Source organism: Acetobacter oeni, assembly GCF_011516825.1.
Lineage (GTDB): Bacteria > Pseudomonadota > Alphaproteobacteria > Acetobacterales > Acetobacteraceae > Acetobacter > Acetobacter oeni.
Genome location: NZ_WOTA01000003.1, coordinates 79960 through 104155 on the forward strand (window position 1 = coordinate 79960; position 24196 = coordinate 104155).

22 protein-coding genes and 1 tRNA gene are annotated in these 24196 nt (G+C 55.1%); 18 read left to right on the plus strand and 5 right to left on the minus strand.

All coding sequences use genetic code 11. The annotated features are described in order from the left end of the window. Positions 1 to 542 precede the first annotated feature (542 nt). The 3 genes from GOB90_RS02825 to GOB90_RS02835 all read left to right on the plus strand — a co-directional run bounded on the left by GOB90_RS02825 (position 543) and on the right by GOB90_RS02835 (position 2457). The gene (locus GOB90_RS02825; protein ID WP_146884933.1) at positions 543 to 1016 is read left to right on the plus strand and encodes a MucR family transcriptional regulator; all 474 of its coding nucleotides are present in this window, start codon (positions 543 to 545) and stop codon (positions 1014 to 1016) included. A 162-nt stretch (positions 1017 to 1178) separates the two neighbouring features. Continuing rightward, entirely contained in the window at positions 1179 to 2141 is a 963-nt protein-coding gene (gene sppA, locus GOB90_RS02830; RefSeq protein ID WP_146884930.1) for a signal peptide peptidase SppA, read from the plus strand. A 19-nt stretch (positions 2142 to 2160) separates the two neighbouring features. Next, positions 2161 to 2457, plus strand: a complete 297-nt coding sequence (locus GOB90_RS02835; protein ID WP_146884928.1) for an integration host factor subunit beta — start codon at positions 2161 to 2163, stop codon at positions 2455 to 2457. A 169-nt stretch (positions 2458 to 2626) separates the two neighbouring features. Here the strand turns inward: GOB90_RS02835 and GOB90_RS18935 are convergent, their stop codons facing one another. Then, a complete protein-coding gene (locus GOB90_RS18935; protein ID WP_206752463.1) occupies positions 2627 to 2764 on the minus strand; it encodes a hypothetical protein in 138 nt (45 codons plus the stop codon). 413 nt (positions 2765 to 3177) lie between these two features. Here GOB90_RS18935 and GOB90_RS02840 point away from each other — a divergent pair, with 413 nt between their 5' ends. Next, entirely contained in the window at positions 3178 to 4650 is a 1473-nt protein-coding gene (locus GOB90_RS02840; protein WP_173571895.1) for a mannose-1-phosphate guanylyltransferase/mannose-6-phosphate isomerase, read from the plus strand. Between the two features lie 362 nt (positions 4651 to 5012). Here the strand turns inward: GOB90_RS02840 and GOB90_RS02845 are convergent, their stop codons facing one another. Both GOB90_RS02845 and trxB read right to left on the minus strand, forming a co-directional pair. After that, entirely contained in the window at positions 5013 to 5897 is an 885-nt protein-coding gene (locus GOB90_RS02845; RefSeq protein ID WP_146884926.1) for a LysR family transcriptional regulator, read from the minus strand. A gap of 78 nt (positions 5898 to 5975) precedes the next feature. Then, positions 5976 to 6944 (minus strand): thioredoxin-disulfide reductase, encoded by a 969-nt coding sequence (gene trxB / locus GOB90_RS02850; RefSeq protein ID WP_146884923.1) that lies wholly within the window; start codon positions 6942 to 6944, stop codon positions 5976 to 5978. A 217-nt stretch (positions 6945 to 7161) separates the two neighbouring features. On the opposite strand from trxB, the gene GOB90_RS02855 reads away from it, so the two are divergent. The 10 genes from GOB90_RS02855 (at position 7162) to GOB90_RS02900 (ending at position 17144) form a co-directional block, all read left to right on the plus strand. Continuing rightward, entirely contained in the window at positions 7162 to 7650 is a 489-nt protein-coding gene (locus GOB90_RS02855; RefSeq protein WP_146884921.1) for an Lrp/AsnC family transcriptional regulator, read from the plus strand. Between the two features lie 234 nt (positions 7651 to 7884). Next, on the plus strand, positions 7885 to 9375 hold the full coding sequence (locus GOB90_RS02860) for an ArnT family glycosyltransferase (RefSeq protein WP_146884919.1): 1491 nt from the start codon (positions 7885 to 7887) through the stop codon (positions 9373 to 9375). Positions 9376 to 9437: 62 nt separating this feature from the next. Next, positions 9438 to 10685, plus strand: coding sequence for a flagellar motor protein MotB (locus GOB90_RS02865; protein ID WP_146884917.1), 1248 nt, complete (start codon positions 9438 to 9440; stop codon positions 10683 to 10685). A gap of 52 nt (positions 10686 to 10737) precedes the next feature. After that, a complete protein-coding gene (motA, locus tag GOB90_RS02870; RefSeq protein WP_146884915.1) occupies positions 10738 to 11604 on the plus strand; it encodes a flagellar motor stator protein MotA in 867 nt (288 codons plus the stop codon). A 25-nt stretch (positions 11605 to 11629) separates the two neighbouring features. Continuing rightward, positions 11630 to 12136 (plus strand): transcription elongation factor GreB, encoded by a 507-nt coding sequence (greB, locus tag GOB90_RS02875; protein WP_261765895.1) that lies wholly within the window; start codon positions 11630 to 11632, stop codon positions 12134 to 12136. Between the two features lie 90 nt (positions 12137 to 12226). Then, the gene (gshB, locus tag GOB90_RS02880) at positions 12227 to 13225 is read left to right on the plus strand and encodes a glutathione synthase (RefSeq protein ID WP_146884913.1); all 999 of its coding nucleotides are present in this window, start codon (positions 12227 to 12229) and stop codon (positions 13223 to 13225) included. Positions 13226 to 13770: 545 nt separating this feature from the next. Then, positions 13771 to 14523 (plus strand): class I SAM-dependent methyltransferase, encoded by a 753-nt coding sequence (locus GOB90_RS02885; RefSeq protein ID WP_146884911.1) that lies wholly within the window; start codon positions 13771 to 13773, stop codon positions 14521 to 14523. A 202-nt stretch (positions 14524 to 14725) separates the two neighbouring features. After that, positions 14726 to 16057 carry a heme-copper oxidase family protein gene (locus tag GOB90_RS02890; RefSeq protein WP_173571896.1) on the plus strand — a complete coding sequence of 444 codons (1332 nt, stop codon included), beginning with the start codon at positions 14726 to 14728 and terminating at the stop codon, positions 16055 to 16057. After that, positions 16054 to 17010, plus strand: a complete 957-nt coding sequence (locus GOB90_RS02895; protein WP_146884908.1) for a heme o synthase — start codon at positions 16054 to 16056, stop codon at positions 17008 to 17010. Before GOB90_RS02890 ends, GOB90_RS02895 begins: the two co-directional genes overlap by 4 nt. Next, positions 17007 to 17144 carry a hypothetical protein gene (locus GOB90_RS02900; protein ID WP_183187340.1) on the plus strand — a complete coding sequence of 46 codons (138 nt, stop codon included), beginning with the start codon at positions 17007 to 17009 and terminating at the stop codon, positions 17142 to 17144. The genes GOB90_RS02895 and GOB90_RS02900 overlap by 4 nt, the downstream gene beginning before the upstream one ends. A 63-nt stretch (positions 17145 to 17207) precedes the next feature. Here GOB90_RS02900 and rlmB read toward each other — a convergent pair whose 3' ends face one another. After that, the gene (gene rlmB, locus GOB90_RS02905) at positions 17208 to 18092 is read right to left on the minus strand and encodes a 23S rRNA (guanosine(2251)-2'-O)-methyltransferase RlmB (RefSeq protein WP_194300823.1); all 885 of its coding nucleotides are present in this window, start codon (positions 18090 to 18092) and stop codon (positions 17208 to 17210) included. Between the two features lie 155 nt (positions 18093 to 18247). Here rlmB and GOB90_RS02910 point away from each other — a divergent pair. The 3 genes from GOB90_RS02910 to GOB90_RS02920 all read left to right on the plus strand — a co-directional run bounded on the left by GOB90_RS02910 (position 18248) and on the right by GOB90_RS02920 (position 21176). Continuing rightward, positions 18248 to 18333 (plus strand) — tRNA-Tyr (locus tag GOB90_RS02910). A gap of 402 nt (positions 18334 to 18735) precedes the next feature. Beyond that, the gene (locus GOB90_RS02915) at positions 18736 to 20166 is read left to right on the plus strand and encodes a cryptochrome/photolyase family protein (RefSeq protein ID WP_146884905.1); all 1431 of its coding nucleotides are present in this window, start codon (positions 18736 to 18738) and stop codon (positions 20164 to 20166) included. A 185-nt stretch (positions 20167 to 20351) separates the two neighbouring features. After that, complete coding sequence (locus GOB90_RS02920) at positions 20352 to 21176, plus strand: creatininase family protein (RefSeq protein ID WP_146884903.1); 825 nt, start codon at positions 20352 to 20354, stop codon at positions 21174 to 21176. A gap of 115 nt (positions 21177 to 21291) precedes the next feature. Here GOB90_RS02920 and GOB90_RS02925 read toward each other — a convergent pair whose 3' ends face one another. Then, on the minus strand, positions 21292 to 23481 hold the full coding sequence (locus GOB90_RS02925) for an FUSC family protein (RefSeq protein ID WP_146884901.1): 2190 nt from the start codon (positions 23479 to 23481) through the stop codon (positions 21292 to 21294). 309 nt (positions 23482 to 23790) lie between these two features. On the opposite strand from GOB90_RS02925, the gene GOB90_RS02930 reads away from it, so the two are divergent. Then, positions 23791 to 24132, plus strand: coding sequence for a YidB family protein (locus GOB90_RS02930; RefSeq protein ID WP_146884898.1), 342 nt, complete (start codon positions 23791 to 23793; stop codon positions 24130 to 24132). The last annotated feature ends 64 nt before the right edge of the window (positions 24133 to 24196 follow it).

The window sequence follows — 24196 nt, forward strand, 5'->3', positions numbered from 1 at the left end:
AAATTTAATTGTAAATTCTTTGTGGTGGTTCTTCAGCACTTATGAAGATTTGTATATATTTTTATTGTGCTGGAAAATTATTTTATCGGGGTCTGTCTGAGTAATATAAATTGTAATGTTGTGTTTTTCGCAGGCGTGGATTTATGTTAAAAAATGTAATTTACATTAATAAAATACAGCAGATAAAAATTTTTACTGCAGGTCGGTTTCTGATTTGTAGAATAACGTAGCGCCTCTTTGCCTGAGCCACGTTTTGTTTTAATTAAGCCCGCATGAAGCGTACAATTTTTGTTGAGGATTTGCTCTTTAACCCGGAGATATTTTATCTGGTGTGTCTTGTTTTCCGTTTGTTTCATGTTCTTTTTTTGTCGTGATGTTATGATTTCTCCAGGTGCTGAAAAACATTTGTCTGGCCATGCCTTCGTTAGGTATTGCGTAAAAAGCTTCACGTGATTATTTGTTTTGGCGCAGCATTCTCAATGCCAATTTTTTTTTCGCGGCTAATGATTGCGTTGTATCGTTAAAATGTAACGGAGTTTATCATGAGTGAGAGCAAGCCCGTTTCGCCGCTTCTTGAACTGACCGCAGAGATTGTCTCTGCGCATGTGGCAAACAATTCCTTTGCGGCTGATGGCCTTCCGGCCCTGATTCGCGATGTCTATGCCGCACTGGAGGCGGCAGGCCAGGCCGTGCCGGAGCCGGAAAAGCTTCAGCCGGCTGTTCCAATCAAGCGTTCTGTCTTTCCGGATTATATTGTGTGTCTGGAAGATGGTAAAAAACTGAAGATGCTGAAGCGTCATCTTCAGAGTGCCTATGGCATGACGCCAGATCAGTATCGTGAGCGCTGGGGATTGCCATCTGACTATCCTATGGTTGCGCCGAACTATGCGGAGAGGCGCTCAACGCTGGCGCGTGAGATCGGACTTGGCAGAAAAATCAGCGCGACCGCAGCGCCGGCCAGCGATACGGATGAGAGCGGAAGCGGCCGTCGGCGTGGTCGAAAGGCGCAGTCCTGAATTGGTTGTGTCAGGCGTTCTGAATGGAATTTGTCTGGCCAGAACTAACGGGTTGTCTGGTGCGTGGCGTGTCCTTCTGATGCGCCACGAACATTAAATTTGTAGTAAAGTTGAAGCTACTTTCAGTCGCGCCTAAAGGGCATAGCCGCAGGTTAATATATTATGAGTTCTGGCGTTGATGCTGCGGTTGCTGCGGCGGAACTGAAGCGCCGACTGCGTCGATGGCGTGTCGGTGCCGTAGTGCTTTTTGGTGTGGCTGTAGCTGCTGTCAGTGCTGGTAGTCGGCAGTCTGGTATCTGGAATCACAATTCCCTGATGCGTCCTCATCTGGTGAAGATACGGGTGAATGGCGTCATCGGCCCTGATGTGTCACGCTGGACAAAGGCTCTCGCAAAAGCGGAAAAAGAAGTCGCTGTTAAAGGACTCATTCTTGACATTGACAGTCCTGGCGGTTCGGTCACTGGGGGAGAAGAGCTCCATGATGCTATTGAACATTTTTCGAAATTAAAGCCGGTTGTCGCGACTATGAGCGGGGTGGGCGCATCTGCGGGATATATGATCGCTCTTCCTGCTAGGCGGATATATGCTGAACGAAGTACATTGACCGGCTCAATAGGGGTCATCATGGAAAGCCCCGATTTTTCCGGTCTGCTCGGAAAGATTGGCGTGAATGTGGATGAGCTTGTCTCCGGCCCACTCAAGGGGCAGCCCTCCCTGGTGAAGCCAATCTCTCCTGAAGGGCGCATCATGCTTCAGGGTGTGGTCAGTAATCTGTTCGATCAGTTCGTGGCGATGGTTGTTTCCGGTCGTCATATGCCGGAGGAAAAAGTTCGGTCACTGGCGGATGGTCGTCCTTACACAGGTCAGCAGGCGCTTTCTCTGGGCTTAATCGATGCTTTAGGTAGCCGGGATGATGCGGTTGACTGGCTTGGAAAAGTTTCTGACCTGAAGGGAGAGCCTTGCGTCGAAGCAATTGGAGAGGCGGCTCAGCGATTCTCTTTCCGTCGACGGCTGGCTGGTCTGTTTGGGGGGGCGCTGATGTCATGGCTCGGGCATGATTTTGCCGAAATTTTGCCACAGGATCCGATCCGCCTTGACGGCGCTGTTTCGATCTGGAAACCTTAGTGCCCGGCGAGGGGGCGCAATGACCAGATCCGAACTCGTGGCTGAAATTGCGGCCGCTAATCCGCATTTGCTCGTCAGGGATGTGGAACTTATTGTTCACACTATTTTTGATGAGCTGACACAGGCGCTTTCTCGTGGAGATCGCGTTGAATTGCGAGGTTTTGGCGCTTTTACCGCAAAAAAAAGAAATGCGCGTGCGGGACGCAATCCCCGCACTGGTGCATCTGTATCCGTTGACGAAAAAGTCGTGCCTTTTTTTAAGGCTGGTAAAGAACTACGTGAGCGTGTCAATAATACTGAACCTAAAGATGGATAGTTGACCATCTGGCTATTTCCAGTAAAAATATTGCGGCATCATCCGGCTCTCTTTAAAAGGTGACTGTGCGAAGCTTTAAATTTTATTGCTTGTTTTAGATTGGCCTGGATACAGACAGAAAGGTATTGTGGGCAATCGACATATGATCCGGAATTTTGATGGGCTGAATTTAAATGGTTGCAGCTACACTTGGTGTGACATGCAGCAGTTTGGCTTGCCCGTTTTTCAAATGGCGAATTTTTTTCGTGCAATAGTCGTTGCTTGTGCAGTGTGCCTTAGCCTGCAGACGCATTTCAGTAGTGCTCATGGGGCGCAAACTCACCATTCGAAAACCACTGCGCATCATCGTTATATGCTGCGCGGGTGTATGTCCGCAGGGCCGGTTATTGCCACACATGGGCGTAAGCTGCATACGATAGGCCGTCGGGGTAAGCTTATGGCTCCGGTTAATCGTGCGGTATATTATACGGACGCGCGACATTATTGCATGCCGGGAAAACATACCCGGCGACATGGGTGATGCTTTTTTCTACATTTTTTGTTGCAGCTAAGCCCCAGACACCCACTCGCGAAGGTCTGACTTTCTGCTAGAGTGACGCTCCGGTGCATTTGCAGAGAGTGCGAATTTGCCGGAAGTTTTTGGGATGGGTTTTCAGACCTTATATTGTGCTGCGGGTCATACCGTCAGGATGACGATTCCCGCGCGGAACAGGGACCGACATGGCTATTTTGACTGAACAGCATCTCGCGGAGCAGGATCTGCCGACAAAAAGCGGCTCAATGATTGTCCCGGTCATTCTGTCAGGCGGGTCCGGCACGCGGTTATGGCCGATGTCCCGTGCGAGTTTTCCGAAGCAGCTCTGGCCTTTGCTCAGTGAAAAATCGCTGTTGCAGGAAACGGCATTGCGTGCCCGGAAGCTCACTCCTGCTGCTCCTGTCATTGTTTGCAATGAGGAACACCGTTTTCTGATAGCCGAACAGCTTCGGGAGGCGGGGATCGAGTCTTCACGTATTTTGCTCGAACCGGTCGGGCGCAATTCCGCTCCTGCTATCGCTGCTGCTGCTCTTCTTGTAGCTGAAACTGATCCGGATGCGGTTTTATGGCTTATGGCCGCCGACGCCGCGATGCTGAAGCCAGATGCTCTTGTGGCGGCGTTGCAAAGTGCTGTTGCCGGCGCTGAACAGGGTAAGGTGGTGACATTCGGGATGAAACCAACCCGTCCCGAAACCGGGTATGGTTACATTGAAGTTGGATCTGCTCTGCCGGATGTTGAAGGGGTGTTCAGTGTCAGGGCATTCCGTGAAAAGCCTGATGCAAAACAGGCGGAAGAGTTTCTGAAGGCAGGCGATTATCTTTGGAACTCCGGAATGTTTGTCTTTCGCGCTGATGTTTTGATCCGTGAAATGGAAGAGCATGCTCCGGATGTGATGGCCGGAGTGCGGGCGGCTTATGCCGCACGGCGTGGTGATCTGTTCTTTCAGCGCCTCGGCGGAGAGGAATTCCGGCGTATTCCTGATATTTCGATTGATTACGCTATCGCCGAGCGCAGTAGCAATATCGCAGTTGTGCCGGCAGACTTAGGCTGGTCCGATGTCGGAAGCTGGGATGCGTTGTGGGATATCAGCCCAAAAGATGCCGATGGAAATGTCGGAATCGGAGATGTGCTGATTGAGGATGCGAAAAACTGTTACGTGAGGTCGGATAAATATCTGACGGCTGTAGCCGGTGTCGAAGGTGTTGTGGTTGTCGCAACAGATGATGCTGTTCTTGTTACTCATCGTGACCGCGCTCAGGACGTCAAGAAAATCGTTGACCGTCTGAAAAAGGAAAAGCGGCCCGAGGCAGCGACGCATAATCGTTGCTACAGACCATGGGGTTTCTACGAGAGTCTTATTCAGAACGATCGTTTTCAGGTTAAACGGATCGTTGTTCAGCCTGGTGAAAAACTTTCACTGCAAAAGCATTTTCATCGTGCTGAGCATTGGGTGGTTGTAGGCGGTGTTGCGCTGGTTACACGGGATGATGATAAGGTTCTGGTCCGTGAGAACGAGAGTATCTATCTGCCTCTCGGGTGCATTCATCGCATGGAGAACCCAGGCAAAATTCCTCTGACACTGATTGAAGTTCAGACCGGATCGTATCTTGGTGAAGATGATATCGTGCGGATTGAAGATACATATAACAGAGCGTGAGTGTCTGAGGGGAGCGCACGTATAGCGCTCCCGGAAAGGACATTTGCTCCGATCAGGAGCAGTCGAAAAGCCTCAGGTAAACCCTGCTATTGTGTTCTCGGGAAGCTTTATAAGCTAACTTTGTTTATATAGAGATGGCCAGTAAGCTACGTTATTGGTAAAATTCAGGAGCTACGGAAAACCCAATAGTTCAGAGGTGTGACGCACTGAGGCAGTTATACAGTTAAAAAATTAGCAGATATTGCCTGACCCCTGGCTTCTTATAGTTATGCCTGAGAAGCTAATAGCTAATGCGGTATAGAAGACGTGGCCATGTTTAGCAGGCTCCACGTCTTCTATGCTGGTTGCGCAGGTATGATAATTTAACCGCGAAGACCCAGTTCACTGGTCAGGAAGTCACGAAAGACGGCCACGCGCTTCGAACTGCGCAGTTCTTCCGGGTAGACAAAGAATGCTTCGACGAGAGGTGGTTCGACATCAGGAAGAACCTTGATGAGATCCGGATATTCGGAAACAGCGTAACCGGGTACTGACCCGATGCCGAGACCGGCCTCGATAGCATCAGCCATGGCAACCATGCTGTTAACTTCAAGTCGGGCAGCCCGACGGCTTCCTTCAGGCAGGCCCGCTTCAAGGAGCCAGTTCACATGGGGAACCGGCGGATGATAACCGCCGAAAGCCACCAGATTATGCGTGCCCAGATCATCCACTGTGGCGGGCTGTCCGTTCTCTTCGATGTAACGCGGGGATGCAAAAACGGCGAGGGGGAAATCTGCGAGGTGACGCTGGATCAGATCGGGCTGTCGGGGCGCGTGCATGCGTACAGCGACGTCAGCTTCACGCATTCCCAGATCCAGATCATTATCTTCCAGGATCAGTGTAATCGCAATTTCCGGATTCTGCTCCATGAAGCGGTGCAGGCGCGGCACGAGCCAGCAACTTCCGAATCCGGTGGTTGTTGTCACCCGAAGGCGACCGGCAGCTTTCTCTTTGCTCTCGGTGAGCAAAGTCTGTGTCATCTCAAGTTTTGAGAAAACTTCACGAACCGTTTGATTCAGAGTTTCGCCCTGTTCGGTCAGGATCAGACCTCGGGCATGGCGGTGAAACAAAGGAACCTGAAGCACGTCTTCAAGCGCCGAAATCTGACGCGATACGGCTGACTGACTAAGGTTCAGAACATCACCAGCGTGGGTGAAAGAACCAGCCTCGGCAACCGCGTGGAATATCCTGAGCTTGTCCCAGTCCACCCCAATCTCCCTGATCGTGTGAGCTACGCCATCCGGTATGGCGTCCTATGCGTGTGGTGCAAGAATTGTTAAGCTAGGTCAAGTATTCCAGCTTGACTTTGTAACAATTCTGCCAAGATACCGCTCCGCGTCCAGCGCAGCCATGCACCCCGTGCCTGCCGCGGTTACCGCCTGCCGGTAAATTTTGTCCTGTACATCGCCTGCGGCGAACACGCCCGGGACTGAGGTCCGCGTCGTTCCGGGTTCAGTCATCACGTAGCCTTCGGCATCCAGCATCAGCTGGTCATGAAACAGACCCGTATTCGGTGAATGACCGATAGCGATAAAAACCCCGTCAACAGCCAGCGTGCTCATTGTTTCATTTAGCGTGTTGCAGAGTTGCAGTCCTGTCACCACTGCTGGCGCACCTTCGCTCAGGATATCTGCGACCACGGAGTTCCACACGACAGATACCTTCGGATTAGCGAGGAGACGGTCCTGCAGGATTTTCTCTGCACGCAAAAAATCACGTCTGTGAATCAGAGTGACGTGTTCGGCGTGGTGGGTAAGATAAAGCGCTTCCTCGACAGCCGTGTTGCCACCACCCACGACAGCGACTTTTTTACCCCGGAAGAAAAAACCATCGCAGGTTGCGCATGCTGAAACGCCGGCGCCCTGCAGCCGTTTTTCGCTAGGCAACCCAAGCCAGCGGGCCTGCGCCCCGGTAGCAATAACAACAGACCGGGCAAGCCAGATATCGCCTCCGTCCAGTTTCACCTGAAACGGTGAACCACTCCGGAAATCCACTTCGGTAACCAGGTCATGCAGAATTGTAGTGCCGACATGTTCGGCCTGAGCCGCCATCTGTTCCATAAGCCAGGGTCCCTGAATTGCTTCAGCAAAACCGGGATAATTCTCGACATCAGTGGTAATCATAAGCTGACCACCAGGCTGCATGCCGGCAACAAGGACGGGTTTAAGATTTGCCCGGGCCGCATAGATCGCTGCCGTGTAACCAGCCGGGCCTGCGCCTATGATCAGAAGGTCCGTCGTCATTGTTTTACTCATCGTCACCCGGGTCCGTCCCTGAACGCGGCCAGCACGCTGTGAAGCCTGAAATGAAATCGCTGGCGTCAGGTCGATATGGCGCCCCTGTCAGAGCGGGGCAACCCGCCGGCCTCTTTTCCGGCGCTCCCGGCTCCGGTTGTTTCTGCCGGGGCGGCCCTTTGCACAGCGATCCGGCTTCGTCTTATATCCACTCCGAACCGGGCATGGAGAGGGCAGAGTGGCCACAGCGGAACTCGATGTCGTCGATCGGCGGATCATCGCCGAACTGCAGACTGACGGGCGTATGACGAATGTTGAACTTGCCCGTCGCGCCGGAATTTCCGCGCCGCCCTGCCTCAGACGTGTGCGTCGTCTGGAAGAACTTGGTATTATTTCCGGCTACCGGGCAGAGACTGATCTTCAGGCGCTGGGCTGGTCTATTATGCTCTTCGCGCTGATTGGCCTCGACAGTCAGAAGGAGGCTGTCCTCTCGGGTTTTGAAGCTATGGTCGCTGCGTGGCCGGAAACTCTTGAATGCCACATGATTCGCGGCGGCGGTGATTTTCTTGTTCGTCTGGTTGCGCGCGATACAGCCCACGAAAATCAGCTTACCCGTCGCCTCACGGAGGCGCAGCATGTTGCCCGCGTGCAGACGCTGCAAACGATTCGTACAAGTCTGTCACGCCTGCCGTCGCCTGAGCCGTTTTCTGAAAGCGAGCCGAAATAGCATGTTCGTGATGGCCCACTGCCGTTCACGCGTTGTCAGTACTGTCACGAAAAGCAGAAGGCTGCGTGGGTGGGGACGGAGGTACGGTAATAGCGCTGGTATTCGCACAGGAAGAAATTCGCATTCACCCGGTGCCGGGTGGAGTGACGTTGCTCTGACGGTATTCATTTCCTTTGAACCGGAGCGGTTCCGGTATCCCGATCTGTCACTATTAGTTTCTCAAGCGCTTTTTCAATGCGACTAACGCTGCATCAGCCATCTGTTCTGCGTCTCGCATTGTCCGCGCTTGCCGTGGTTACGGTCCTCCGTCTCATTATTGCCGCCATGCTGCCGGTGACCCCCGACGAAGCCTATTACTGGACCTGGTCCCGACATCTTCAGGCCGGTTACCTCGATCATCCGCCGATGGTTGCTCTGTGGATCAGATCCGGGACGGCTCTGTTTGGCAATAATGGTTTTGGGATTCGTGTCGCAGGTCCTCTGGCCGCCGCCCTGGGCACATTGCTGATTGGCTTCGCGACGCGGGATTTCATGGATGTTCGCGGCGCACAGACGGTCACAGGAAAATCAGACTGTGTGGGCCCCCCGGTTATTGCCGGTACGCTGCTCAATGCGACACTGGCTGTAGGACTCGGTGCGGTCACGATGACGCCGGACACGCCGCTGCTGTTCTTTATGGCCGTTTTTCTCGCGGCTCTGGGACGTCTGGTTGTGACGGGGAATGGTTACTGGTGGCTGGTCGCCGGAATTGCTGCTGGCCTCGGTTTTGACAGCAAGTATACGATGCTTCTTCCCGTCGCTGGTGTTGGCGTCTGGTGTTTATTCTCCCGTCCCGGTCGTCAGTGGTTAAAGACAATCCAGGTCTGGCTTGGGGTATTGCTGGCGACAGGTTGCGTCATGCCGGTTTTATGGTGGAATGAGACGCATGGATGGGCCAGTTTTATCAGGCAGGGCGGACGGACAGGCGACTGGCGACCGGAACGTGCGCTCCAGTTTCTTGGCGAACTGACTGGCGGGCAGATTGGCCTGCTTACGCCGGGCGTTTTTGCACTCTGCGCTATGGCTCTCTGGAAAGCGGTCCGCAGCCAGGAACAGACGGATCGCCTGCTTCTTGCCATTATCGGAGTCCCGCTGCTGGTCTTCGTTCAGCATGCTTTGGGTGATCGTGTGCAGGCAAACTGGCCGGTTCTGATCTATCCGGCGCTTGCAGTTCTGACAGCTCTGACTGCGTCACGCGGGTGGCGAGCGGCTGCCTGTCTGGGGTTCGCGCTTGGTGTGCTGGTTCTCATCCAGGCGTTGACCAGTGTTTTGCCGCTCAACCGCCACCTCGACATCACGTTGCGGCAGGGAGGCGGATGGCCCGAATTTGTACGGGATGTGAGTGTGCAGTCCCGGGGAGCTGCCTTCATTGCTTCTGATGATTACGGGCTCGCATCAGAGCTCGCACTGCGTATGAGGCATGGAACAGTTCTTGGCTCCGACCCGCGCTGGCGACTGTTTGATCTGCCGGAGTTTCATTGTGAGACAGGCAGGGGCGTACTGATTCGCAATGCCCGGAGAGATTTTCCACTTCAAAGCGCATGGCCCGGGTTTGTTTCGCGTGGACAGACGCTCATCCGGGCCGGACACGGGCGGGAAGCTGAAAGTTACATTCTTTATTGGGTGAATTGCCCGCTTTCGACGGCCGTTAGCAAAGATTTGCGACAACTTCCGGCGACTTACTGAGGCGTTGTTAAGCCGGTTTTAAGTCACGTGCGTCAGCATGCCCCCGAAGGTCGGAGAGGCATATGCCGAAAAAAGGAGACAATAAGGCGACAATCGTCGTCATCCGTCGTAGCGGCGGCGGCGGCGGCCATCATGGTGGTGCGTGGAAGATTGCCTACGCGGATTTTGTGACCGCGATGATGGCGTTCTTTCTCGTGATGTGGCTGATCAATGCCACGACTGAGCAACGTCGCCGCGGCATCGCTAACGTCTTTAATCCGATGTCATCTGAAGGATCTGCTTCGGCGCAGGCAGCGTCTGAGCCTGGTGCATCTGTGGATTCAGGTGCAAGTAATGCACAGGATACGAAAAGCGGAGCCAGCGCGAGTGCTGGCGATACCAAATCGACGGCAGGTAAGTCGTCGAAAGATGCGCAGGCAGTTGCGCCGCGCGGCCTGGCGCCCGGAAAAGGTGGGGTAGCTGCCCCGTCAGGAGGATTCGGGCCGGATATCGGCGCGGTTCGCGGCGATAACACGGCCGGCGCCGGAAAAAACCGGCAGCAGGCAGGCACGATCCGGGTGCCTGCTCCGTCGTTTCCTGACAGAAGTATTGGCACGATAGCTCTTGCCCCTCCCGATGTGGCCCGGATTGTACCGATAGGGGGCGAAAAGAGTGGTGCGGTCGTATCATTTGGAGATGGCCATCAGAGCGATGCCCGGGATGCGGCGAAACATGAGCAGGAAGATCTGGAGCGCGATGCGCGACAGCTCAAGGCTGCGCTGGCTTCCGATCCCGCAGGGGGGCAGGCTGCCCGGCAACTGAGTATCGATGTTGTGCCGGAAGGATTGCGAATCCAGCTTTCCGAAAGCGAGCAGAAGCCGATGTTCGACACTGGGTCTGCCCGGCTGAATACCCGTGCTGCTCATCTTCTTGGTGTTATTGCGCCCTATCTGATTGCCATGCCTCAGACACTCTCGATTTATGGCTACACTGACGGGGCAGTTTTCCATAACAGCAGTTCATCAAACTGGACATTGTCGGGTGCGCGTGCCGATTCAGCCCGGAGCATTCTGACGCAGGATGGATTTCCGGAGCGCCGCCTGGTTGAGGTATCCGGTCGTGCCGACCGTGAACTCGCCCGGCCAGATGATCCGGGTGCTGCCGCCAACCGCAGGGTCGTGCTGCTGCTGCATCGCGATCATGACGTTACTGTGCCAGCTCCGACATCTGTCACGAATGCCACTCCGGTCGCATCAGATCCTCCTGCATCAGGTGCCCCGACGTCCGGCGTTAATGCCGCCGCTCCCGCACAATCCGATCCGCCCACGTGACGATGGACCGTGCCGGATCGTACTATTTCACTCTGAGGCGAGGATAAACTGAATGTTGGTAATCGGCGGGCTGGTCTTCCTGCTGCTCTGTGTTTTTGGCTCCTTCGCGGCATCCGGTGGTGCGATTGTGCCTCTGGTGATGTCCATGCCCTTTGAATTGCTTACGATTCTTGGCGCAGGCATCGGAACATTCCTCATGGCGAATTCCATGAGTGATCTGAAACACGTTCCCGGTGCTTTTAAGGTGGCACTTAAAGGGCCCTCTTTCGGACGGCAGGATTATCTCGATCTGCTCGGGCTGATGTTCTTCTTTACGAGACTCGCGCAGAGTCAGGGCGCTATGGCGCTGGAGCCGCATATCGAGACTCCTATGGAAAGCACCGCTTTCGCAAATTATCCCAAAATCAGAGATAATAATCGTGTGCGAAACCTGATCTGTGATTATTTGCGAATGATCAGCATGAATATGGATGATCCTTTTCAGTTCGATGAGGTCATGACACGGGAGCTTGCCAAAAATCTTAAAGAAGACACACATGTCGCGCACGGTCTTCAATCACTGTCCGATGCTCTTCCTGCTCTCGGAATCGTTGCTGCTGTGCTCGGTGTGATCAAAACGATGGGATCAATCAGCAAGCCGCCTGAAGTGCTGGGAGAAATGATTGCAGGCGCACTTTCAGGAACATTCCTGGGCGTTCTTCTTGCTTATGGCATGGTGGGGCCGTTTGCTGCCCGTATGCAGAGTGTGGTGGAAGAAGACGCCAGCTATTATGATTTGATTCGCGTCGTGCTTGTTGCTTTTTTGCAGGGCAATGCGCCTCAGGTCAGCGTTGAAATTGGCCGCAAAGATATTCCTGTGCCGCTGATGCCCAGCTTCGAGGAGGTCGATACCGCGATCAGCGAGCTTGCCATCGGCTAGAAGCAGGTGACAGAGGTTTTGAAGAGTGGTTGCTGACAGCACGAACGAGGATCTGGTTCGTTACATTACGCCGGCAGGGCTTAAACTCATGCGACAGGAGCTTGCGCGTTTGTTGCGTGAGGACAGACCTGCCGTTGTGGAGATTGTGTCCTGGGCGGCGGGTAATGGTGATCGTTCAGAAAACGGGGATTACATTTACGGCAAAAAACGTTTGCGCGAGATTGACTGGCGAATTCGCTTTCTGACAAAGCGCGTGGAAAATGCAATTGAGGTCAATCCGGCAGCGCAGTTGAAGCGTGACAGAATATTTTTCGGCGCAAAAGTTTCTTACATTGACGAAGGTGATCGGGAGATCATTGTCACTATTGTTGGTGCCGATGAGGCTGTCTCCGACCGAGGCGAAATCACTCTGCTTGCACCCGTGGCTCGTGCTTTGCTTGGCCATGCTGTCGGTGATGAAATCGTGCTTCGGACGCCGCGCGGTTCGGAGCAGATTGAGGTGCTGAGTATTTCGTATCCGGATGCTTCATAAAATTCAGGGTGCATGCCAGCGAACGCAGGGCTGCTTTTCCTTACCGGACGAATTTGCTCTAAGATGAAAACGTGAGGAATGGAGCAGATTATGACCGCCGGGCTCAATGTCGCAGTGCAGATGGATCCCCTTGAGAGGGTCGATATCGATGGAGATTCCTCTTTTGCGATGATGCTGGAAGCGCAGGCTCGTGGCAGTCACCTGTTTGTTTACGGTGTGGAGTCACTGGCTTTAAGCGAAGGTACCCGGGAGCAAGGAAAAGGGTATTCAAATCGCCTCACAGCTTTGGTCCGGCCTGTACGTGTCCGGCGGGAAAAAGGTCATCACGCTATTTTCGGTGAGCCCGTTCGCAGGGATCTGAGTGAAATGGATGTGATCCTGATGCGCCAGGACCCGCCATTTGACATGGCTTACATCACCGCAACTCATATGCTCGAACATGTGCATGGCATCGGGCCGGGGCGGGCACTCGTTGTTAATGATCCCCGATTTGTAAGGGATTCGCCGGAAAAGCTGCTTGTCACACATTATCCGGAACTCATGCCACCTACGCTTGTCACGTGGGATCATCAGGAAATCCGTACATTTCGTCAGAAATGGAAGGATATTATCGTCAAGCCACTTTTTGGAAACGGCGGAAGCGGAGTATTCCGGATTCGGGAAGATGATCAGAATCTGAACGCTCTGCTGGAGTTACATTTCGCGCGTTCCCGTGAGCCGCTGATGATCCAGCGTTACGAGGCGGCTGTCAGATCTGGTGATAAGCGTATCATACTCGCGGACGGCATACCCATTGGCGCGATTAATCGTGTTCCGGCTGAAGGTGAGGCGCGTTCAAATATGCATGTTGGCGGGGTGGCGAAGAAAGTTGACCTGACAGCACGTGATCGCGAAATCTGCGAGGCAATCGGGCCGATGCTAAAAGAACGTGGTCTGATTTTCGTGGGAATCGACGTCATAGGAGAGTGGCTGACTGAAATTAATGTCACATCTCCTACCGGTCTGCAGGAACTGGCACGCTTTGACGGGATTAATCCTGCCGGAATTCTCTGGGACTGTATTGAGGCCAGGCTGGCTGCTGGCGTCTGAATTATATCTGATATTATAGGGTTAAGGCTTTTTTCCTTGTGCTTTTCTGGCTTCGGACCGCTCTCTGCGCGCGCGGAGTCTGTCTGGAATATCGGAGTGACGTTCAAGCCATTTGTGAATATCGACCCGAAAATAAACAATTACGATTGATGCCCAGATGATAATGCTAAGCAGAATAAGCAGAGGAATCATGGCATTATTCTTTCATCTGAGGTGCAGTATAAGCTGATTGTATTGCAATTTCAAATTACTGAAAATGAATATTGATGACCTGTGTGGCCTGCCCCGGGTGCTAATCGTAAATCAGAAAGATATTCACAGAGTCAATTGCTTCTGAAGGCCAGGCAGGCCCTCTGAGGCACAAGCTGCGAATCTTACGGAAAGCGGGGCAGGTTAATCTTAGCAGGTGAAGACTTTGTCATCGTCCTGCTGTATGGCAATGTTCGGTTACGACGTGAAGCAATAACGCCGCTTCGATGACGTCTCGACCGTGTCTTGAGTTTCAACCTCTTGTAGAACCTGGTTACGCCGGGCAGATAGGGCGCATGAGCGAAGTCTTGCAACGTGTCCGCGACGAGTCCGCGGAAGGTGTGTCCCAATCTGAGGAGGCTCACGGTCCACGTGTTGCCCTCGATGCCGATGCCGTAAGGGCTGCTTACCGGCGATGGGCCGGCGTATATGACACCGTATTTGGCGGAATTTCTGCATTTGGACGCAGGCGGGCTGTTTCCGCGGTGAACCGTTTGTCGGGAACCCGTGTGCTGGAAGTCGGGGTGGGCACCGGACTGGCCCTGCCTCATTATACAGGCAATAAACGCATCACAGGGATTGATCTGTCGTCAGACATGCTTGAGCGGGCGCGCGAGCGTGTGCGCCGTGACAGGCTGGAAAATGTCGACGCGCTTCTTGAAATGGATGCGGAAGAGACGCGCTTTGCAGACGCATCTTTTGATATTGCCGTGGCCATGTTCGTGGCTTCGGTTGTGCCGCATCCGCGTCGGCTGCTCACAGAATTGAAACGTGTTGTGAAGCCGGGCGGCCATATCCTGTTTGTAAATCATTTCCTGGCGCCGAACGGCGTACGCGGCGCCATTGAGCGTGGTATGGCGCGGGCATCCCATTCGCTGGGTTGGCATCCTGATTTTGCGATGGAAGCATTGCTGCCTCCGGAAGATATGGCGCGTGCCCGCGTTGAGCCTGTTCCTCCGGTGGGGCTGTTCACTCTCGTGACACTGACACGCGATACGCAGAGTGGAAGTTGTGGTCTGGAGGCAGGGCCGGAGAACGCTGTTGCCTGACTGTGATTTCGACCGGGGCGCGCTCTGAGCAATGCAGAGCTGTTGCCGGACGTTGCCATCGTGCTTTTGTCTTTTGTGAAATTCCGGTAAGACGCCGTTATAGGAATCTGTTTCGGGTGGAAGCCGTGTTTCATGGTCACCTGATCCGCGCCGGTCAGTCCGGTGGTCCGTCAAACGAAAGATGCCTGTAACGATGTCTGTTATGACGCAAGCTTCGGATGATCTGCCTCTTACAGCAGGTTTCTCGTGCCGGGCTTCTGTTCCGCCTGTCTCTGCAGTATCGATTGGTCTTGCCGTTGGGGTGGGAATCATTGCCGGTGTGGCAGGGCTCCTTCAGCAGGCAGGGGTTCTCCCGGACGCACTGAACCGGCAGGCAGTCTGGTTTCATCCGGTTGCCATGCTTCTGTTTGTTGCTGTGCCGGCTTTTCTTGGCGGTTTTGGCCGGCTTTTTCTGGCTCGGGAGCTTGCGGATTCAACTCAGGATAATGGCGGCCTCGCCAGCCTGCCACGTATGGATGCCATTTCCCTTGTTCTGATGCTGACGTCGCTGGCCATTTTTATTTCTGGAAAAGGGACGGAGAATTCTGTTGCGGCGGGACTGCTGGTGTGGAGCCTGGGTGCCGTTCTGCAGGCGACAGCGATCATAACGATCATTCTGGACAGTTGCGCACGCGCAGGCAGTGTTGCGTTGCGCGGTTATGACAAGCATCCGCAGGTGGCTGCTTTTTCGCTTTTGGTCTGGACACAGCTTTTTGCTGCAACGGGTCTTCTCTTTGCCGCGCCTGTGCTGGCTGCGTCCGCGACGCGGGCGCTTCTTGGTTTTTCAGGGATGGAAAGCATTTTTTCTTCCTTTGCGATGCCTGTAACGCTGATTGTTCTGGTTGCCGCATTCGGACTCGCCGCACAGATTTTTGACTCTGCAGTTCCTCCGTCTGCCCGCAGTCGTCTGATCGCCGCCGCTGTTGCCGGGATTACTGCAGACGGCGGCGCGGTGGTCTGGGCACGCGGTATTTTTGCGCATCAGCCGCAATCGATGATCATGCTGGGTGTAAGCTGTCTCGCATTTGTCGCGTCACTGGCCTTTGCCGGCCTGTGGATGCGGACACTGTGGTGCCGGACCGTTTCGCTTCATAAGCGTGCCGGTGTCCCTTTACTCTGGGTATCTGCATTCTTTGTCTTGCTGGCTGGTGGCTGGTGCATGGAGATGAAAAGCGGGCAAGGGCTCCATACGGCAGTTCTGAGCGGGGCTGTATTTGTTCTGTTTGGTGCTTTTTATAGCTGGCTGGAAACAGCGTCAGACACTCGCTATTCTACGGGTCTTGCCCGGTTCCAGTTTGCTCTCCTTTTTGCGGGAGCGCTGCTTTCCGCCGCTGGTGGGGTGGTGGCGCATAGCCCGATACAGATTGCCGGTGATGCGGCTATGGCAGTGTCATTGGGGGTTTTTCTCGCTGTGCTTGTCAGCGCCCTGAAGCAGCATGAAATGGGAACGCGGCTTCAGGAACCGCTCTTTTCAGGTGTGGAAAAGACACGATGAGCGGGGCAGCAACTGCGGAGCGCGCTCCGCGTCAGAGGTTCGAAACAGCGCGTGTCGGAACGCGGGCTCATGACTGGGTGCAGCTTCTCAAGCCGCGTGTTATTTCGCTGGTGGTGTTTACCGGTGCGGCTGGCCTGATTGTCGCGCCCGGTCGGGTCAGTCCGGTTATTGCGGCTGTCAGTATTCTCAGTATCTGCCTTGCCTCGGGGGCGGCCGGTGCGATTAATATGTGGTACGATCGCGATATTGATATTGTGATGCAGCGTACTGCCACACGCCCTATTCCAGGTGGGCGCATTCCACCCGACGCGGCGCTTGGTTACGGAGCTGGTCTCTCGGTGCTGTCCGTGGCGCTGATGTGGCTGGCTACCAACACTCTGGCTGCCGCTATCCTCGCCTTTTCGATCTTTTTCTATGCTGTCATTTATACGATGTGGCTGAAGCGCTCGACGCCGCAAAACATCGTTATCGGCGGCGCTGCCGGGGCTTTCCCTCCGATGATCGGCTGGGCTGCGGCGACAGGTTCACTAAGCGTGCTGCCGATCGTAATGTTTGCGATCGTCTTCCTGTGGACGCCCCCGCATTTCTGGTCATTGTCGCTTTATGCCTGCAAGGATTACGGGCGTGCCGGGATCCCGATGCTTCCTGTCGTCCGCGGAGCGCGGCACACACGCTGGAATATTTTTGTCTACACACTGATTCTGCTCGCCGTATCGCTGGTTCCTTCTTTTCTGCATCTCTGCGGCATACTCTATACTTTGACGGCTTTGATTCTTGGTCTTGGCTTTGTGGCCTGCGCGGTTCGGGTGCTGCTCGAAAAGCAGGACGCAGGTGGCGTCAGTCTAAATGGTGATAAGGCCGCACGACTCTCTTTTCGTTTTTCTCTGGCTTACCTGTTTTTATTGTTTTGTGGTCTGCTTGCGGACCATGGGCTGACATGGTGGTTGTCATGACTGCGATGGAGAAGATGACAGAACAGGAGCAGGCAGAACTGGCAGCCCGACAGCGAGGGCGTGTGCTGGGCCTTGTCGGGTTCACGCTGGGCATGGTGCTGGTGATCTATGCTGTAGCGTTGATCCGCATCTGAGGGCATCTGCTAACCTGTCCGGTCAACGAACAGGTTAATGAGCATTTACTGAACTAAAGTCGGTTATTCCCTTCGCGCCAGTTCATACAGCCCGATTGCAGCCGCAATGGATACATTCAGGCTCTCCATAGTTCCCGGCATATAGAGGCCCGAAATCTCATCGCAACCTTCCCGGGTCAGACGACGCAGGCCATCACCCTCCGAGCCGAGAACCAGAGCCGCTCTGCGACCGCCCAGCGAACTGCCGTCGAGCCGGCTTCCCCCTGCATCCAGTCCGATCGTCCAGATATCGTGCTGTTTCAACGTGTCGATACAGCGTGACAGATTAACGACCCGGACCAGGGGAACGACTTCCAGCGCACCGGAGGCGGCTTTTGCCAGTGCGGCACTTTCATCGGGCGCATGTCGATCCTGCATCACCACGCAGGCTGCGCCAAATGCTGCCGCAGAACGTAAAATGGCGCCCACATTCCTCGGGTCTGTGACCTGATCGAGAACCAGAACAGGTCCCGGTCGCTCGAGCGCATCCTCGAGATCCATCGCTTCCAGCGGTTCTACCAGAATCGCAACGCCCTGATGCACAGCCTCCGAGCCAAGAAGTGCGGAAAACTGAGCCCGGTCAGCGCGCTCGGCGTCGGGCGGTAATGTAACTGAAAGCCGGCGTGCAAATTCTTCGTGGACTTCAGCGGAAAGCAGAACCCGGAGCACTGTCCGTTTCGGGTTTTCAAGGACGGCCTGCGCCGCATGCACCCCGGCGACCCAGTACGGTCGTGCTCCACGTGTTGAGGACGACCGTCCATGCCGCCGTGGCGGACGCTGCGGTTGATCGGCAGACGAGTTCTCCCGGGGGGAGCGCTCACTGTTTCCACCGGACCGGGAGCGTGAGTCTTTCGCGGAACTGGCGGAAGGGGAAGGGCGGGAACTGGCGGGACGGGATGGTGTGCGCATATGTCTGCTATACGACGCCTTGAAAGCGCCGTCATCACGCTCAGTTATGATCCGGGATGCATCAGGTTGAACGCCGCCGTATGATACTGCATTCGTGGACACAGTGATCGGAGTGTTGACACAACAGTCTGATCACCTTAAGTCCTCCTCGCGTCGGACAGGTGCCCGAGTGGCTAAAGGGGGCGGACTGTAAATCCGCTGGCGTACGCCTACGTTGGTTCGAATCCAACCCTGTCCACCATATACATCAGATGCATTATGTGAAAATAAGCAGAATATTTTAGCGTTTGTTGCTGATAGTTCTGTTTGCGTTTCTGTGAACGCCTCGGACATAGTCACATTGGCCACGAACTGGCTGACTTTATTCCTGTCTTAATTTAGGATCGTGCATGTCGCGGCGGTGGCTTCTAATGCATTATATTGCATAATCGCAGACTCCAGGCACCTGAATCCGGCAAACTGCATAATTATTGCTTATCCCTGGATGGGTAAGAAGTGGCGTGGCAATTGCGTTGATCTGGAATACTGAAGGTCAGGTGGTTGTTAATATGCTGCGTCCGATCAGTTGCGAGATCAGGCTGTAAGAGCCGAACATGCTGGCTGCTGAATTTGACCGTATTCACCATATCGTTAAAAATCCCTGATGCTCCCCATATCTCCTGCACTTGTCTGGTTTCGCGAAGATTTCCGCCTCGCGGATAATGCCGCGCTCAGCGATGCCTCACGGTGCGGCGCACCGCTCCTTTGTTTCACTATCCTTGATGATGCTCATATTCAGGGCGCAGCCGTTCGGTGGTGGCTTGATGGCGCTCTGCATGCTCTCAATGCGCAGTTACAGGCCCGGGGCGGTAAGCTTCATGTTTTTCGAGGCAAATCAGAACTCATTGTCAGAGAGATCGTGCAGAAAACGGGCGCGCAATCCATCTTCTGGAACCGCCGTTATGATCTGCCGGGGCGTCAGACAGATGCGGCTATCAAAGCGGAATTAAAAAACAATGGCATTGCAGTCCACAGTCATATCGGAGCTCTTCTCAACGAACCATGGACCGTAAAGACCCGTTCAGGTGCGCCATTCCAGGTCTTCAAACCGTTCTGGCGAGAAGCCCGGGAGCTTTTTCTGCCTCGTTCGCCTCTGGCCGTGCCGTCCGGACTCACGTTTGCCAGCCTGCCTGCGGCTCTGAGCGAAGTTTGCTTCAACCCGGATAACTATTCTCTTCGGCCGGATTGTCCTGACTGGGCAGTCGGGCTCCGGGAGACCTGGATTCCGGGCGAAGAGGAGGCCCATGCTCTTCTCGATTCGTTTATGTCTCGTGACCTGACGGCCTATGCGACCTCGCGTGATTTTCCCGGGGAAAATACAAGTTCGCATCTGTCTCCTTATCTGCGTTTCGGTCACATCACTCCGGCTCAGGTCTGGCATGCTGTCGAAGAGAAAGCGCACAGAGACAGTGAGGCAGGTGCTGCCAAATTTCTCGCCGAACTCGGGTGGCGCGAATTCGCCTGGTCGCTCCTCTTCGCCCATGATGATCTCGCCACTCGCAATCTCCGACCTGCTTTCGACGCAATGCCCTGGCGTAAAGACGGGAGAGCCCTGAAGGCGTGGCAGACGGGCCGGACCGGCTATCCTCTGGTCGATGCCGGGATGCGTGAGCTCTGGCACACTGGCTGGATGCATAATCGCGTCCGGATGGTTGTTGCTTCTTTTCTGGTGAAACATCTGCTTATCGACTGGCGCGAAGGTGAACGCTGGTTCGCGGATACTCTGGTGGATTACGATCCCGCCAGCAACGCTATGAACTGGCAATGGAATGCAGGAACAGGGGTAGAGTCCGCGCCGTATTTCCGGGTCATGAACCCTGTTCTGCAGTCGCAGAAATTCGATCCCAAGGGTGTCTATATTCGTCGCTGGGTTCCCGAACTGGCCAGCCTGCCAGATGAATTCATCCATACACCTTGGGAGGCAGGAGAAACGTCCGGCAACGAAAGCAGGCAGGGATATCCTTCTCCGATCGTTGATCATCGTGAGGCGCGTGATCGCGCGCTGGCTGCGTGGCGGGATTTACGGGCTGACTGAAAACTTTCATTGATCGAAATGGAGGACTCCGCCGGAGGCAGTCTGACGGATCGTCCGGCATGACAATCGAAGGCTGCATTCCGGCAAAGCGTTTCCTGAGGAACCTGTTTCAAAGCTGTCCTGCTTGCGAGCCTGCGCGATGCGGGATACCGCAGGCCGTTTTAATAGCGCAGGAGCGTGCATCCATGTCTTTTCCCGCCGGAGCCGTGCGGTCTGTCGCTGTCGCGTTCAGTCTGGCATTGGCGGTGCTCCCTGGAGTCGCTGATGCCGCTCCTCAGATCGAATTCCAGCGTCTGACATGGACGGAAATCCGGAACGCTCTCCATGCGGGCTATGACACCATCATTGTTCCGATTGGCGGCACCGAGCAGAGTGGTCCTTACATCGCTGTTGGCAAACACAATGTTCGTGCTCAGGTCATGGCCGATCGCATCGCCCTGGATCTGGGCAATACGCTTGTTGCACCCGTCATCGCTTATGTTCCGGAAGGTGGCACTGCGCCACGTACATCGCATATGCGCTTTCCCGGTACAATCTCGGTAACGCCTGCTGTATTCTCGGGCCTTCTGCGCTCGGTGGCCGAGAGCTTCCGTGTGCAGGGTTTTCGTCTTGTCGCTTTCATCGGCGACCACGGGGGATACCGGGCCGAGATGTGCAGGGTAGCTGAAGAAACAGACCGGGCCTGGGTTCATACCGGTGCTCATGCTGCATGTATCGACGATTATTACACTGTCGTCAGCGGTAATTATGATCAGGCGTTGCGCTCTCGTGGATTGGCGGCGGATGTCGGCACACACGCCGATCTGAGCGATACCTCCCTGATGCTGGCGGTTGACCCGTCGATGGTGCGCACCGGCGCCCTGCGTTCAGCCTCGAAGCCAACGACAGCGGACGGAGTTTACGGAGGCGATCCACGTCCCGCTACAGCAGAACTCGGTCAGATAGGCGTGGATATGCAGGTAAAGGCTGCGGTGGGAGAGATCAGAAAGCTACAGGAGCAGATCCGCTAATCGGTTGTGCCGCATCGGTTAAAACTCAGCTTCTGCTGCTGAATCACGCGTGGCAGAGCCGGGAGGCTCCCGAAAGCGTGGGGGGTGATTACAAACCGGACGGGATTTCCGCTTTTTAGTCCCTCACCTTGAAACGCCTGGAGGCATCAAGGAACTGGTGGTTCGCATCCAGCTCATGTGAAATAACGATCAGATAAGCGATGGCGCGTGTCAGTTCGATCCGCATCGTGATGTTGGCCTCACGGGCCTCGATTGTTCGCAGAAGCGCCGTCGCCCGTCGTGCTGTGCTTGAAGCTTTGCCATATTGTCCGGTGAACTGACTCATCCGGGCCATTGTGATTTCCAGTGCCCGACGCGCCTGATGCGGGATCTGGTTACGTTTCAGCAGGGTGCGGATCCGGATAATGTTCAGGCCGATCGTCATGGCTGCCAGAGTGCCCTGCAAATAGCCCTCAATTGTAGGAGAAGGGGTTGGACCTGCATGGCGGATAACGCGGGCAAAACGATCGATGTTACGGCCCGTCCAGTCCTGGGTGAGCGGGATCGGCTCGGCGGAGGCAAGGGTGCGAAGATCCTGAAGCATTGTGCGTCGCATCCGCCAGCGTTCGGATGACGCATCGAATGGAAGTACGAGACGAAAAATGCTCACGGCAAAGGCAACGCCGAGAACAACGGCACTCGTTGAGTTAAACCACTCGATTTCGTTCCAGCGTCCCTGGTTCCAGGGATGCACAAAGTTCGGCAGCAGCAATGTGTAGGCTGCCGCATGCAATGCTGTTGCCGCGTTGCGGGCTGCCAGGCCTCCGGCAATCATCGGGACTGCCAGCGCCGCAATCAGTTCCTCGTAAACTGTCAGTTGCGGCACGACGAGAAATACCATGAAAAATGAGACAAAAGCTGCCCAGAGACTGCCCTTCAGGAAGTTTGTCGTCGCCAGAACCGGATTTTCACGTGTCGCGAACAGGCCACAGACAACGCCCACAAAGGTGATAAAGCCGATCCCGGCTGGCCATGCCGTGACTTCCCACACCAGCCCGGCCGTCGTCATGGCCAGTGTGGCGCGAATGCCGTTATAGAAAGCTTCACGCCAGTCGCGGTGCGACTGAAGACGAAAACGGAAGTGATCGCCCTTAATTTCGTGGTGGCTGGCGTCAAACTCCGAGAGCGCGCCGTCCAGCTCTCCCAGCAGTTCGTCCAGAGCGTTATGCAGGATGCGCTCATCGAGCAAAGCGCTGACCCGGTCATCTGCAGACGGGAGATTGAGCGAGATCTCCTCCGTCAGCGCGTTCACGATTTGCTGCCGGCATTCAGCGCGTAACTGCGAGAGATCATGCCGGAGTGCGATAACGTCTTCATCAGTTTCGAGCCGCGACGGCACCGTCAGCAGGAAGGTGCGCGTCATCCCGGCTGTATTTTCAAAAGCAGGCTGAGCATGTTCAAGCGACTGGAGCCGCACGGCCATGCCCAGGCCCCTTGAAAGCAATACCGAGACCGCCGCAAGGGCCGCACGGGCATGATCGCCTTCATGCCCGTGTGGTCCCATTTCCACTTCGCTGAATTCGATCTGGTCGTTGATTGACAGCAGCGGGCCAAACAGAGCGCGGGAACGGACCAGAGCCGCCTGCTTCCCCTCGAGCAGAGAAGCGATCGCCTCGGACACACTGGAGACAGCCGTGGCAAGCTTGGTCCGGATGTTAAGACGCGCCGTCTCAGCGAGATTGTGAGCGAACAGACCTGCAAGAAGCGCCTCGCAGGTAATGCCCAGGACGATATAAGTCGCGCGGGACATCGCGATCATGAAGACATTGTCGGGATTGTTAATCGAACCCAGAGCGATGATGGCAGAGGTATAACCCGCCAATACCAGCGCATAGGAACGAAAGTTATGTACGAGCGTGGCGCACATACAACAGAACCCGAGCCAGAGACCCAGCGCGGGGAAAAACAGCCAGGGTTTCTGAGGAAAAGCCGAAACCAGCGTAATTGACGACACGACGCCCAGAACCGTGCCGACAAGACGCCAGCGCGACTTGGACATGCTTTCGCCGCGTGAACCCTGCGCCACGATCCAGACGGTCATCGCCGCCCATTGCGGATCGTCCAGTTCCATCCACATCGCGATAACAAGAGCCAGTAACGCGGCCGCAGTTGTGCGAACGGCAAAGCCGGCAGCGGCAGGCGTGGGGGCGTACAGCCATTTCAGCGCCGCATTCCGCGATTCGCCTGGTCGCCTGATCGGGCGCAGGTGACGCAACGACGAGAGGCGCTTGATCAGAAAGAGGGGAATTCCGGGAAGCGCGGGCACGATCTGCTTAGGTCAGAGAGTGGATGTATCGATATGTGGATAGCGGAAGTTTGAATGTCGTGCTTGGGGTGGTAGCCGCATAACAGCCATCCTTCGTCGGAACGCACAGGAACCCCGGCCCGGCTCCGGATTGTCTTGTGTCCGGAGACCATCGCCGGTGCATGATGGTTTTCTTCGCAGAAAGTTGCCGGTCAGGCGAAAATCTCCGGGTGTTCCGGTCGCAAAACAACGGGAAGTGCGGTAGCCTCCTGCCCGGATGTCCCGTGAAAGATGCCGGGATGCGCAAAGTAACGGCCAGAAGGAACGGTCATGAGCATACTGGGCAATATGGTCGATAAAATCGGCAATGCGATCGGGATTGATCTGCATTCCAAACTGAATGAGCAGGTGGCGTCGCTGCTCGATCCCGCCAGAATTCAGCAGATTGTTTCCAAAGCCGACGAAGCGGGGCTGGGTGACAAGGTCCGTTCGTGGATCGGAAAAGGGGATAATCTCCCGGTATCACCGGACGAGATAAAACAGATTCTGGGCAACTCCGAAGTCCAGAATCTGGTGTCACGCACCGGCCTTCCGGCAGAGACGCTGCTTCCCGCTCTGGCGCATTTTCTGCCCGACGCCGTCGATAAAAAAACACCTGAAGGCACGGCCTGACCCGTTATCGGCTTCGGGGCGGGCTTTATGCAGGACATGACGGATCGGACAGAAGACTGAACAG